The organism is Thauera sp. DNT-1 (assembly GCF_055393985.1).
Map to the genome: position 1 here is coordinate 2653803 of NZ_AP043752.1, position 14220 is coordinate 2668022.

Consider the following 14220-nt stretch of genomic DNA (forward strand, 5'->3'; position numbering starts at 1 on the left):
GCGGGCTGCCGTGGCAGCGGCCGACGACGAGCATCTGTTCAACGCTTGAAGATCGGAGCGGGAGCCCATTCCATGAGCAATCAGCCCAAAGTCACCATCGTCCGCATACCGGGTCGGGTGCGGCCCGACGAACCGCTTCGGCTTGCGAGCTGGATCGGGGGTGATTCGCCCTTGTTCGCCGGTGTGGCGCCGGCGCGTTCCTTTCGCCTCGGCGCGACCGGCAGTCGCGGCACGGCCGAAGACACGGTCGCCGAGGCGATTCCCGAGGACGCCCTGGTCGAGATCGAGTTCGAAGGCGGCGCATGTTTCTGGACCGTGGGCGCGGATCTGCGCAAGCGCCTGCAGGAGGCGGGCGGCGCCAGCGCACGGGGTGGAAGCGGTGCGGACGATGGCGCCTGGGATCTGCCGTCCAGCATCGCCGCGCCGGTCACGGGTACGCGCGGGCTCGCCGGGAAACTGACCATCCGGGCCCTGCGCTGGATGGGCTTCGATCCGGTGAAGGCGGGTCTGGACAAGATCGTCGACCTGGCCGAGACACGCTCGGTGCCGCGCGAAGGGGTGTTTCTCGTGGGCGACGACGGCATCCGGGGCGAACCCCTGAAAACGCCGATTCCCGATGGCGAGCGCACCCTCATCCTGCTTCACGGCACGGCATCGAACACGCGCGGCAGCTTCTCCAAGCTGTGGCTGCGCCAGCCCAAACAGTGGGCGCGCCTGCGCGCATGCTACGGCGAGCGCATCTTCGCGCTCGAGCACTGCACCCTGACCCGCAGCCCGATCGAGAACGCGCTCAAGCTCGCGCGCCTGCTGCCACGCAGCGGTTCGCTGCGCCTCCTGTCGCATTCCCGTGGTGGCCTGGTCGGCGAACTGCTCGCGCTGGATCCGGCTCGCGTCGATCGCGCCGGCATCACCGCGGTGCTGGCTGCAGCGCAGCGGGAGAATCCGCCTGCGGCGGAGGCGCTGATGCAGCAGGAGGCACAGCTCTTCGCGCTGCTGCGCGAACTCGAGGCGCGCCCGGCGCTGCAGATCGAGCGTTTCGTGCGCGTGGCCTGCCCGGTCATCGGCACCTCCCTCGCCGGGGAGAAGCTCGACCAGTGGTTCTCGCTGCTGGTGCTGGCCGCGATCGCCGACGAGATGCGCCGCAGCAACAGCCGCGGCATGATCACGAGCGGGCTCGCCTCCCTCGCCAGCCATGGGCTGGACATGCTGGCGGAAACCGCGGCGGCCATCATCGGCAGCCGCAAGCGGGCCGACCAGTTGCCCGGCCTCGAGGCGCAGATGCCCGGCTCCGCGCTGGTCCGCATCCTCAACGGAAACCCGGGACGCGGAGAACTGTTCGTCGTCGCGGGCGACGCCGCCCCCCGGGAACAGGACTGGCTGGCCGAGCTGCGCTTCTGCCTGATCGACCGCTACTTCGAGCAGGACCACGACCTCGTGGTCGACACGCGCGCCATGCTGGACGGCCCCGACCGCCCGGTACGCAAGGTGTTCTTCCGCGCCGGCCCGACCGTCAATCACTTCAGCTACTTCGGTAACGAGGACAGCGCAGCCGCGGTCGCCGCCGCGCTGACCGACGCCGTCGACACCGCCACGCTGTTCCACGACTACGCAGGGGAATGGCCCCTGCCCGCCGAGACCGCGCGCGGCCTCTTCGCACCGCGTGCGCTCGCCGACCCCCCGCTCCAGGGCGCGCGAGGCATCGTGGTGCTCGTACCCGGCCTGTGCGGCTCCGAACTCCAGGTCGCCGGCCGCGAAGTGTGGGCGAGCGTGCCGGCCCTGGCCTGCGGCGGCTTCCGCAAGACGCTGCGCATCGACAATCCGGCGGTCGAGCCGGGCGATCCGCTGGCCGGCAGCTACCTCGCGCTGGCCAATGCGCTGCGCAGCAGCGGCTATGTCGTACGCATGCATGGCTACGACTGGCGCAAGTCCGTCGTCGACTCCATCAAGGGGCTCGGCGACACCCTGTCCACCGCGCTGGGCGATGCCACGGCGGGCAAGCTGCCGGTGCACGCGATCGTCCATTCGATGGGCGGCGTGCTGATCCGCGCCGCCTTCGCCCAGGACCGCGGGCTCTGGAAGCGCTGGAAGGAACAGCCGCGCCCCGAGGCGCGCGTCATCATGCTCGGCACGCCCAACCAGGGCTCGCACGCGGTGACGCTGCTGCTGACCAAGCGCGACGAGTTCTTCGCCAAGCTGGCGATGCTCGACCTGCACAACTCCGAGCGCGAGCTTCTCGAGATCGCCCAGCACTTCCCCGGTGTGCTCGAGCTGCTGCCGAACGCCGCCGATGAAAACGGCGAGGAGATCCGCCTGCCCGCGACCTGGCAGCGCTACTGCACCGCCGACGGCCAACGCTGGCCCGTTCCGCCGGAGGCTGCGCTCCCCAGTCCGGAGAACTGTGGCGGACGCTGCTCGCAGGCGATCCCCTGATCGACGACGAGCGCCTGATCTATGTCGCCGGCACGGCGAAGGAAACGCCCCGCCTCGCCGAGATCGCCGAGGACGGACGGTTCCGCCTGCTCAAGACGGCCGACGGCGATGGCCGCGTCACCTGGGCAAGCGGAATCCCCGCGAAGTGCCGGGAAGGCGGACGGCTCTACTACATGAACGCGGTGCATGGCGACATGCCGGCGCACACGCCGGCCTTCCCGGCATTGCAGGAGCTGCTGGAGAAGGGCGAGACCGGGCGCTCCGCGCTGACGCGCAAGCCCGTCCCCATCCAGGCCCGCGGCGCCGTCGAAGCCCCCGGGGAATATGCCCCCGTCAGCCCGGCCATGCTTTCACACTACCCGACGCGCTCCGACCTGCTGGCCGCGGCGACCGGCGCCACGCTCCGCGCCCCCCGCACCGAGCGCGAGGAGGAGATGCGGACGCGGGTCCGGGTCATTCACGGCGACCTGATCTTCGTCGACGCACCGGTTCTGGTCGGCCACATACAGGGCACCAACAATCTCGAGCAGGCGGAATACATCCTCGACCGCGCCCTCAACGGTCGCATGCAGAACCGCCTGGATGCCGGCATCTATGCGGGCCCGCTGGGCAGCTATGCCCTCTTCCCACCCCAGCCCGAGGAGCGCTTCGCCGCCGGCGCCATCGTCATCGGCATCGGCCGCGTCGGCGAGCTCTCGCCGGGAAGCCTGTGCGACGGCGTGGCGCGCGCGCTGGTCGCCTATGCGATCACGCGGCACGAGGAGCTCAAGCGCACACACGACCGGCAGGCCGCCACCGCCGGCAAACCGCTGCAGTTGCCGGTGTGTGCGCTGTTGATCGGTGCGGCGATCGGCGAGCTGAGCCTGCGCGATTCGGTCACCGCCATCCTGCGCGGCCATCGCAAGGCGCGCGAACGCCTCGCCGACGCGAAGCTCGACGACCGCATCGAGTTGACGCAGCTGGATTTCGTCGAGCTGCTGGAGGACCGTGCGATCCAGGCGCTCAACGCGGCACGCGACGCGGTGACGCTCGACGGCGAGCTGCGCAGGCATTTCTGCATCGAGGACACGCTGGCGAAGAACGAGGGCGGGCGCCAGCGTGCCTACGCCGAGCTCGGCGAAGATGCATGGACCCGGATCGCGATCAGCGCCGTCAGGATCGCCGACGGCAGCGGCACCCAGCTGCTGTTCAATGTCCATGGCGACCTTGCGCGGACCGAGCAGCTCTACAACGGCATTGCGCTCGGCAGCATCGAGCGCTTCACCCGCCAGCTGATCGACACGGAAAGCGACAACGAGGAAGTCGGCCGCACCCTGTTCGAACTGCTTCTGCCCAACTGGCTGAAGGACCAGGCACCGGACCGCCGCCGCGCCCAGCTCATCATCGATTCGGCCGTCGCCGGCATTCCCTGGGAGTTGCTGCGCGATCGCATGGAAGACGACCGCAGCGATCGCGGCGGCGCCCCGCTGTCGGTGCGCAGCGGCCTCGTACGCCAACTCTCCACGGGCCGCTTCCGCCAACGCATCCAGCGCGCGGACGGTTTTCACGCGCTGGTCGTGGGCGATCCCGACCTCGGGCGTCTGGGCGACTACTTTCCGCAGCTGGCCGGTGCGCGCGAAGAAGCCGCCGAGGTGGCCCAGCTGCTCAAGGACGGCGGCTTCGACACGCCGCCCGCGCTGCTCGGTGGCAGTGCCGAGCAGATCCAGATCGCGCTCTACCAGCGCGACTGGCGCATCCTGCACCTGTCGGGCCATGGCATCTATCGTGAAACCCTGCCGACGATCGATGCCGACCACAGCGCCAAGCCGGCCGACGAGGCCATCACTGCGACCGGCATGCTGATCGGCGAGAACAGCGTGCTCACCACCGCGCACATCGAGCAGATGCGGGTGGTACCCGATTTCGTGTTCATCAACTGCTGCTCCCTCGGTCGCATCGAGGCCGAGCGCGCGATGCTCGGCGAGAACCGGCCCGGCAATCCGATGCTCGCCGCCAACCTCGCGACCCAGTTGATCGAGATGGGCGTCCGTGGCGTCATCGCCGCCGGATGGCGGGTACTGGACGACGCGGCGAAGCTGTTCGCCAGCACCTTCTACGAAGCCTTCCTTGCCGGCGAGACCTTCGGCGAGGCGGTGCTCGCCGCCCGCCGGGCCACTTTCGACCGCTTCCCCACCACCAACACCTGGGGCGCCTACCAATGCTACGGCGACCCCAGCCTGCTGCTGCGGCGGCCGCCAAGCAGCCACGAGCGCCGCCGCCATGCCGCACGCTACGACTTCGTCGCACCGCGGGAGGTGATCGCCGAACTGGAGCGCCTGACCCAGCAGAGTCGCTACCAGGCCATGGAATCCGCCGACGACCGCAAGCGTCGCGAGGAGCGCATCGACGCGCTCGCGAGGCTGTGCGAGCGGCGCGGATGGTCGGGGCATGGCGACATCCAGGAGGCCTTCGGGCAGCTGTGGGCGGAATTCGGCGACCATGATCGCGCCATCGCCTGCTACCGGGCAGCCCAGGGGGCCGGGGACGGCAGCGCCTCGATGAAGGCCACCGAGCAACTCATAAACATGCTCGCGCGACGGGGCAGCGGCCTGCTCGCGGCGGGCGGGCCCGAGGCCATGGCAAAGGGCAAGGCCCTGCTCGGCGAGGCCGAGCAGCTCATCACCGGAGTGCTCGCCGTCGCTCCGAATGCCGAACGTCACTGCCTGCTCGGCAGCATCTGGAAGCGCAAGCTGAAACTCACCGCCGACAACCAGCTGGATGCAGCGCTGAAGAGCATGGCACAGGCCTACCGCAACGCCGAAAACTGTGCCCTCGAGGCGGGCGGGCGGCTCTACTACCCGGCGCTCAGCGTCCTCCATGCGGACCTGCTGCGCCAGCTGCTCGGCACCCTCACTCCGGACGAGGGCAAGGCGGCACGGCAACGCATCGCCGCCGTGCGCAAGGAGATCGAGGACCCGGCATTCCAGGCGCGCGATTTCTGGGATCGTGTCGCACCCCTCGACCTGGCCCTGAGCGAAGCCTTGTTCGACACCGCCTGCGAAGAAAATGCGGATCGCCAGGCGAATGATGCGAGCTTCAGCAAGGCGCAGGAGGAGTACCAGGCCTTGCTCGCCTACAGCTCACGCCGCGAACGGGAGTCGGTCGTGGGTACGCTGGACGCGCTCAAGACCTTCCTGGAACGCCTGCCAGCGCAGCGAAAAGGCGCTCATTTCGCCCGCGCGAGGGAGCTGGTCGGTCGCCTGAACACCCTGGCCGACGCCTTGCGAAAGTTGCTGTGAGGCATGTCTGGCGCGCACCGACCACCGTCCATCGGTGCGCGCTGTCGCCCCTCACCAGGCGGCGGGCGGCGGAGGCGGAGGCGGCTCGATGAAGCTGCCGGTGGCGAAGTAGAGCACCGCAGCGGTGATCGCCAGCGCGATCGCGAAGGCCAGCGCGCCGCCGCCCTGCGCGGGCTGGGCGTCGGCTTCGTCGACTTCCTTCATGCCGGTGACCATCGGCCGCAGCAGGTTGTCCTTCTTGAACAGCGCGTAGAACAGCACGGCCGACACGTGCAGGCCCACCAGCACGATGATCGCCCAGTAGTTCTGCCGGTGCAGCCCGGACAGCCAGTCGCTGGTCTCGCTGCTCACCAGCGCGCGCAGCGGACCGGAGAAGGCGATCTCGTCATTGGAAAACAGCCCGGTGACGGCCTGATAGAGCATGACCCCGAGCAGGGCAAGCACCGACAAGGCGCCGAGCGGGTTGTGCCCCAGCCCGCTCCAGTGCCCGCGCAGGTGCGCCCACAGGTGGGCCGGGCCGGGCACGAAGTCGGCGAAGCGGGCGTAGGTCGAGCCGATCACCCCCCACACCAGGCGGAAGGCGAGCAGCCCGGTGATGGCGATGCCGACGCGGCCGTGCCATTCGATGAGGCTGCCGCCGATCTGGGCGGTGACGTAGGCGGCCACCGCCAGGATGGCGAGCAGCCAGTGAAAAAGACGAGTGGGCAGATCCCAGACTCTGACCTTGCGCATGCTGTATTCCTTCCCTGAGATTCAGCCTGACTGACTGCGCCATCCGGCACAGGTTCCGCTGCACTGCATCATTCCGTCTTGCGCTGCGCCAGGAACTCGCGCAGATGGCGGCCGGTGTGGGATTCCGGCGTCGCCATCGCGACCTCGGGCGGGCCTTCTGCCACCACCCGGCCACCGCCCTCGCCGCCCTCCGGGCCGAGGTCGATCAGCCAGTCGGCCTCGGCCATCACGTCGAGGTCGTGCTCGATCACCAGCACGGTGTGGCCGGCATCCGTCAGGCGGTGCAGCACCCGGATCAGCTTGTCCACGTCGGCCATGTGCAGGCCCACGGTGGGCTCGTCGAGCACGTACAGGCTGTGCTTGTCGGCGGGCAGCGGCACGCCGCCGGTGTCCTCCGCATCGCCCGGGCGGCGGCGCACCTTGGCGAGCTCGGTCACCAGCTTGATGCGCTGCGCCTCGCCGCCCGACAGCGTCGGGCTGGGCTGGCCCAGGGTCAGGTAGCCGAGGCCGACGTCCTGCAGCAGCTGCAGCGGGTGGGCGATCGCGGGATGCGCGGAGAAGAAATCCACCGCCTCGTCCACCGGCATCGCCAGCACCTCGGCCACCGTCCTGTCCTTCCAGCGCACCGACAGCGTCTCGGGGTTGAAGCGCGCGCCGCCGCAGGCCTCGCACGGCGTCTTGACGTCGGGCAGGAAGCTCATCTCGACGGTGGTCTGGCCCGCGCCGTCGCACACCGGGCAGCGCCCGGCGCCGGTGTTGAAGGAGAAGCGCGAGGCGTTCCAGCCGCGCGTGCGGGCGTCGAAGGTGTCGGCGAAGAGCTTGCGGATCGCGTCCCAGAAGCCGACGTAGGTCGCCGGGCAGGAGCGCGGCGTCTTGCCGATCGGCGTCTGGTCGACCTCCAGCACGCGGCCGACCTGGTGCCAGCCGGGCATCGCCGCGCAGCCGACCAGGGGCTGGTCGACCGCCTCCGGCTGCGCCTGGCCGCGGCGGCGGGCGCGGGTCGCCTCGGGGTCGCCGAGGCGGGCGCGCAGGTTGGCGTGGATGACGTCGCGCGCCAGGCTGGACTTGCCCGAGCCGGACACGCCGGTCACCACCGTGAGGCGGGCGAGCGGGATGCGCACGTCGATGTCACGCAGGTTGTGCAGGTTGGCGCCCTCGATGCGGATCGCCGGGTTCTCCAGCGCCACCGCGCGGCGCGGGCGCAGCGGGTGCTGCAACGGGTGGCGGAAGCATTCGCCGGTGGCCGATTCGGGCGCCGCCAGCAGGTCGGCGATCGTGCCCTCGGCCACCACCCGGCCGCCGCGCACGCCGGCGCCGGGGCCGAGGTCGATGACGTGGTCGGCGCGGCGGATGGTGTCCTCGTCGTGCTCCACCACCAGCAAGGTGTTGCCGCGGTCGCGCAGGGCCTCGAGGGTGTCGAGCAGCAGGCGGTTGTCGCGCGGGTGCAGGCCGATCGTGGGTTCGTCGAGGATGTAGCACACGCCGCGCAGGTTGGAGCCGAGCTGCGCCGCCAGGCGGATGCGCTGCGCCTCGCCGCCCGACAGCGTGGGCGCGGCGCGGTCCAGCGCCAGGTAGCCGAGGCCCACGTGCTGCAGGAAGGCGAGGCGACCGCGGATCTCGCTCACCAGGTCGCGGGCGATGTCGGTCTCGCGCTCGTTCAATGCCAGGTCGGCGAAGAAGCCGGCCGCCCGGTCCACCGGCTGTGCCGCGAGCTGGTGCAGGCCGAGGTCGCGGAAGCGCACCGCGCGCGCCACCGGGTTGAGGCGCGCGCCGTCGCAGGCCGGGCAGGGTTCGTCGCTGACGATGACTTCTTCCGCGTCGCCGAGGTCGAGCGCGTCCGGGTCCTCGATGCGCGCCGCGGTCTTCAGCCCGGTGCCGTAGCACTTGGGGCACCAGCCGTGCTTGGCGTTGTACGAGAACAGGCGCGGATCCGGCTCGGGGAAGCCGGTGCCGCAGCTCGGGCAGGCGCGCAGCGTGGAGAAGGTGATCGGCACCGCACCGAGCTTGCCGATCTCCAGCACCTTGATCACGCCCTTGCCGATCTCCAGCGCCTGGCGCACGAACTCGCGCAGCGTGGCTTCGCTCTCGGGCTGCACCACCACCATGCCGGTGGGCAGCTCGATGTTGTGCTCCTTGTAGCGGTCCAATCGCGGCCACTTGGCGGTGGGCAGGTATTCGCCATCGACGCGCAGCTGCGCATGGCCCTTGCCGCGCGCCCACTTGGCGAGATCGGTGTACAGGCCCTTGCGGTTGACCACCAGCGGCGCCAGCACTTCGACCGAGGCGCCGCGCAGCTCGCGCTGGAGCTGCGCGACGATGGCCTCGAAGCTCTGCGGCGTCACCGGCACGTTGCAGTCGGGGCAGAACTGCGTGCCCAGCTTCACGTACATCAGGCGCAGGAAGGGGTGGATCTCGGTCAGCGTCGCCACCGTGCTCTTGCGCCCGCCGCGGCTGGTGCGCTGCTCGATCGCCACCGTGGGCGGAATGCCGAAGAGGCCGTCGACGTCGGGCCGGCTGGCCGGCTGCACGAACTGGCGGGCGTAGGCGTTGAGCGATTCCAGATAGCGGCGCTGGCCCTCGCCGAAGACGATGTCGAAGGCCAGCGTGGACTTGCCCGAGCCGGACAGGCCGGTGATCACGGTGAACTGGTCGCGCGGAATCTGCAGGCTGACGTTCTTGAGATTGTGCTCGCGGGCGTGGCGGATTTCGATCGCGGGGGCGGCGACGGGGCGGTATTCCACCCGCGGCTCGGCGGCGACGAGCGACCGATCTCCCGTAGGAGCGGCGCAAGCCGCGATTGCGCTTTCCGTGGCGACGGCGCGGCCGGAACCGCCGTGATCGCGGCTTGCGCCGCTCCTACGGGAACCCGGGGCCTCCGCATCCGCAGAAACAGGGGACAGACCCCGATTTCCTGCACGGGTGCGAGCAAGCGCCTCAGCGTAGTCGCGCAGCGCGGCACCGGTGTGCGAGCTCGCGTGCGCGCGCACCGCCTCCGGCGGGCCTTCGACCACGATCGCGCCGCCGTCTTCGCCGCCCTCGGGGCCGAGGTCGATGATCCAGTCGGAAGCAGCGATCACGTCGAGGTTGTGCTCGATCACGATCAGCGAATGGCCCGCCTGCAGCAGCTTGTCGAAGGCGCCGAGCAGCTTGGCGACGTCCTCGAAGTGCAGGCCGGTGGTGGGCTCGTCGAAGAGGAAGAGCAGGCCGGGTTCGGTCTTGTCCCCAGCCTTGTCCCCAAACTTATCCACAACACTGGCTTTGCGTACAGGCTTCTTCTGCGCGGCCTCGGCGAGGTGGCCGGCGAGCTTGAGGCGCTGCGCCTCGCCACCCGACAGCGTCGGCACGGGCTGGCCGAGGCGCAGGTAATCCAGGCCGACGTCGGCGAGCGGCGCGAGCGCGGCGAGCACCTTGGGATGCTCGCGGAACACATCCAGCGCCTCATGCACGGTGAGCTCCAGCACGTCGGCCACCGACAGCCCGTTCCATTGCAATTCAAGCACTTCCGGCCGATAACGCTTGCCGTCGCAGTCCGGGCAGCGCAGCCACACGTCGGACAGGAATTGCATCTCGACGTGCTCGAAGCCCGAGCCGGTGCAGGTCGGGCAGCGGCCGTGGCCGGCGTTGAAGCTGAAGGTGCCGGGGGTATAGCCGCGCTGCTTCGCCTCCGGCAGGGCGGCGAAGAGGGCACGGATCGGGTCCCAGGCGCCGACGTAGCTCACCGGGTTGGAGCGCGAGCTCTTGCCGATCGGCGACTGGTCCACCATGACCACGCCGCGCAAGTTATCCACATTCTCGAGACGATCGAAGACCCCCGGCGATTCCGCCGCTTCCCCGAAATGCTTGGCCAGCGCCGGGAACAGCACGTCCTGGATCAGCGTCGATTTTCCCGAGCCGGACACGCCGGTCAGGCAGGTCAGGCGCCGCAGCGGGAAACCGACCGTGAGATCGCGCAGGTTGTGCTGGCGCGCGCCGACCAGCTTCAGCCGCGGTGTGGCGGCGTCCACCGGGCGCGGCGGACGGTCGACGTCGATGCGCTTCGTGCCCGCCAGCCAGGGGCCGGTCACAGAATCGGGATTCGCCGCGATCTCGGCCGGCGTGCCGCGCGCGACGATGTCGCCGCCGCGCTCGCCCGGGCCGGGGCCGATCTCGAGCAGCTCGTCGGCGGCGACCATCACCTGCGGGTCGTGCTCGACCACCACCAGCGTGTTGCCGGCGTCGCGCAGCCGCGTCATCACCCCGAGGATGCGGCCGATGTCGCGCGGATGCAGGCCGATCGAGGGCTCGTCGAGCACGAACAGGGTATTCACCAGCGAGGTGCCGAGCGCGGTGGTCAGGTTGATGCGCTGCACCTCGCCGCCCGACAGCGTGCGCGACTGGCGGTCCAGCGTCAGGTAGCCGAGGCCGACGTCGGCCAGGTAGGTGAGTCGGCTGCGGATCTCGCCGAGCACCAGCTCGGTGGCCTCGTCCGCCACGCCGGGCAGCGCGAGCGCGGCGATGGCGTCGCGGATGCGGTCGACCGGCAGCGCCATCAGCTCGTGGATGGCGAGGCCCTGCACCCCCGCGATCGCAATCCCCCCCGCCGCGGCTGCCTCGCCGACGGCGGGCGCAGCCCCCATGGTCGGTCCCTCGCCGACGGTCGGCGCCCCCCCGATGGTCAGTCCCCGGCCGACAGTCGGCGCACCTCCTGTGGGAGCGGCGCAAGCCGCGATCGGGGGTTCAGCGGCGCCAACACTCGATGAAACGTGGTGATCGCGGCTTGCGCCGCTCCTACATGAAGCCTGAGCGCGGGTCGGCAAGCGCCACAACAAGGCGTCGGGTTTCAACCGCGCCCCATGGCACGCCGGGCATTCCGTGTAGCTGCGGTAGCGCGACAGCAGCACGCGGATGTGCATCTTGTAAGCCTTGGTCTCCAGCCAGTCGAAGAAATGCCGCACGCCGTACCAGTAACGCGGCCACGAGCTGTCCCAGTTCTTCCATTTCGGGTCGCCCTCGAACAGCCACTGGCGATGCTCCGGCGGCAGATCCCGCACCGGGATGTCCATCGCCACGCCGTACTTCTTCGCCATCTTCTCGAGGTCCTGCTGGCACTCGCGATAGCTCTCGGTCTGCCAGGGCTTGATCGCGCCCTCGGCCAGCGTCTTCGATTCGTCCGGCACCACCAGGCCGAAATCCACCCCGATCACCCGTCCGAAGCCGCGACAGGTCTCGCAGGCGCCGATCGGCGAGTTGAACGAGAACAGGCCGGGCGTGGCCTCCGAATAGTGGATGTCGCAGTCGGCGCAATGCAGGCCGGACGAATAGCGCCACACCGCCTCGCCCGGCGTCCCCGCCGACTTCTCCGCCCTCACCCCCTCGCCCGAGGCGTAGACGGCAAGCCGCCCGTGTCCGCGCTGCAGCGCCGCCTCCAGCGCCTCCGCCAGGCGTGAATCCTCGGCATTCGACGCGCGGAAGCGGTCCTGCACCACCTGCAGCACGTCCTGCCCCTCCGCGCCAACGCCCGCGAGGCGTTCCTGGATGCGCGTGTAGCCCTGCGCGGCGAGCAGTCCGGTCACTTCCTCCTCGCTGAAGCTCGACGGCACGGTCACCGGAAAGCACACCACCAGGCGCGGATCGCCCGCCGCCGCGGCGCGCGCGCGCAGGTCGGCGGCGATACTCACCGCCGAATCCCGCCGCACCGGCTTGCCGCAGCAACGACAGTGCAGATGCGCGGCGCGCGCGTAGAGCAGCTTGAAGTGGTCGGCGAGCTCGGTCATCGTGCCCACCGTCGAGCGCGAGGTGCGCACCGGGTTGGTCTGGTCGATCGCGATCGCCGGCGGCACGCCTTCGATGCGATCCACCTGCGGCTTGTCCATGCGGTCGAGGAACTGGCGCGCGTAGGGCGAGAAGGTCTCGACATAGCGCCGCTGGCCCTCGGCATACAGCGTGTCGAACACCAGCGAGGACTTGCCCGAGCCCGACACCCCGGTCACCACCGTCAGGCGGTTCAGCGGCAGGTCGAGCGACAGGTTGCGCAGGTTGTTCTGGCGCGCACCGCGGATGCGGATGGCGTCGGCGATCGAGGCGGGGGCGTCGATCGGGGTGTAGCGGGTGGCGGAAACGGACATGGGGCGGGAGGCGGAGACGTGAGCCGCCATTTTAGTGGGCGGGGGTGCGTCTCGGACTCATGACGCGGGGGGAAAGGTTCCCGCGCGGGGTGCCAGGACGAACCAGTCAGGCGGCAGCGTCGTGCTCGGCCAAGTGCGCGCCGGGACGCCAGCCAGTCCGCAGCAGCCCGCTCAAGGTGCTGCGCTGCAACGACGGAAATGAGGATATGGTCCGTCACGGCGGCCATCCCTACGGACCTCTTCACGCACAGTGCACCATCGGGCCAGCAGACACTCCAAAGCGCACATGCGACCACATTCAGCGACCATCTATAGGAAACTTTGTTAAGTTATACGTGCGTTGTAACTTTTCAAATCTTTATATAAACTGCACCGCATGGACCCTATCCGCAATCCCTTCTCCCCCGGTGCGGGCACTCCGCCCCCCGAACTTGCCGGCCGCGACGACCTGCGCGAGTCCTTGCGCATCGCGCTCGAGCGCGCGAGGATCGGTCGCCCGGCGAAGAGCGCCATGCTGGTTGGCCTGCGCGGTGTCGGCAAGACGGTCTTGCTGGACCGCATCAGGATGGATGCCGAGGCGGCCGGAATCCACACGGTCCGCATCGAGGCGCCCGAGGGGCGTTCGCTGCCTGCCCTGCTTGCACCGCAGTTGCGTCAGGCCCTGCTGCGCCTGAGCCAGATCGCGGCCGCGAAGGACTACGCCGTCCGCGGTCTGCGCGCGCTGGCGGGCTTCGTCGGCAAGCTCAAGGTCACTTTCGGCGACATCGAGGTAGGGATCGACTACGAGCCCGAGCCGGGCCTGGCCGACAACGGCGACCTTGAGCACGACCTGCAAGCACTGTTCGAGCAAGTTGGCCTGGCGGCCAGATCGGCCAGCACGGCCTTGGCGATCTTCGTCGACGAGCTGCAGTACGTGGAGGAGGCGCAACTGGCAGCCCTCATCACGGCGATGCATCGGACCGAGCAGCGGCAGTTGCCCGTCGTGCTGGTCGGTGCTGGTCTGCCACAACTGCGCGGGCAGATGGGGAACGCCAAGTCGTATGCCGAACGCCTGTTCGATTTCCCCATGATCGGACCGCTGCCACCCGCCGCGGCCCGCCTTGCAATCGAGAAGCCCATCGAGAACGAGGGCGTGGCGATCACCGAACGAGCCGTGAGCCAGATCCTGCAGGTCACTCAGGGCTACGCTTACTTCCTGCAGCAGTGGGGTAGTCACACGTGGCAGGCAGCGCACGCATCGCCGATCGATATCGACGCCGTCAATGCAGCGTCCGTCACCGCCGTGGCGGCGCTCGACGAGAGCTTCTTCCGCGTGCGCTTCGACCGCCTCACCCCAAAAGAGAAGCGGTATCTCCGCGCAATGGCCGAGTTGGGCGAGGGCCCCCACAGATCGGGCGACATCGCCAACTGCTTCAGCGCGCCCGTGTCTTCACTGGCTCCGACACGCAGCTCCCTGATCACCAAGGGCATGATCTGGAGCCCCAATCACGGCGACACCGCCTTCACGGTGCCGATGTTCAATGAGTTCATGAAGCGGATCATGCCGGGGGACGACTGGCGATGATCGCACTTGCTGCTTTCGATGCACACGCTCTCGGCAGGAGCCAGTGCTGGCTTGGGGGGAAGTCTGGTCAAGTTGCAGGATGCATCCGCCTATCCTCGGGGGATTCGCGTTG

The 14220-nt window shown here is 69.5% G+C and carries 5 protein-coding genes; 3 read left to right on the plus strand and 2 right to left on the minus strand.

The genetic code is table 11. The features are described from left to right. The first annotated feature begins 72 nt into the window (after positions 1–72). Both ACZ5PP_RS12230 and ACZ5PP_RS12235 read left to right on the plus strand, forming a co-directional pair. A complete protein-coding gene (locus ACZ5PP_RS12230; RefSeq protein WP_464826096.1) occupies positions 73–2430 on the plus strand; it encodes an esterase/lipase family protein in 2358 nt (785 codons plus the stop codon). A gap of 173 nt (positions 2431–2603) precedes the next feature. After that, the gene (locus ACZ5PP_RS12235; RefSeq protein WP_464826097.1) at positions 2604–5708 is read left to right on the plus strand and encodes a CHAT domain-containing protein; all 3105 of its coding nucleotides are present in this window, start codon (positions 2604–2606) and stop codon (positions 5706–5708) included. Between the two features lie 51 nt (positions 5709–5759). Here ACZ5PP_RS12235 and ACZ5PP_RS12240 read toward each other — a convergent pair whose 3' ends face one another. Continuing rightward, the gene (locus tag ACZ5PP_RS12240; RefSeq protein ID WP_043741540.1) at positions 5760–6440 is read right to left on the minus strand and encodes a cytochrome b/b6 domain-containing protein; all 681 of its coding nucleotides are present in this window, start codon (positions 6438–6440) and stop codon (positions 5760–5762) included. 68 nt (positions 6441–6508) lie between these two features. Continuing rightward, on the minus strand, positions 6509–12544 hold the full coding sequence (locus ACZ5PP_RS12245) for an excinuclease ABC subunit UvrA (protein ID WP_464826098.1): 6036 nt from the start codon (positions 12542–12544) through the stop codon (positions 6509–6511). A gap of 376 nt (positions 12545–12920) precedes the next feature. Here ACZ5PP_RS12245 and ACZ5PP_RS12250 point away from each other — a divergent pair, with 376 nt between their 5' ends. Then, positions 12921–14108, plus strand: a complete 1188-nt coding sequence (locus ACZ5PP_RS12250; RefSeq protein ID WP_043741546.1) for an ATP-binding protein — start codon at positions 12921–12923, stop codon at positions 14106–14108. The last annotated feature ends 112 nt before the right edge of the window (positions 14109–14220 follow it).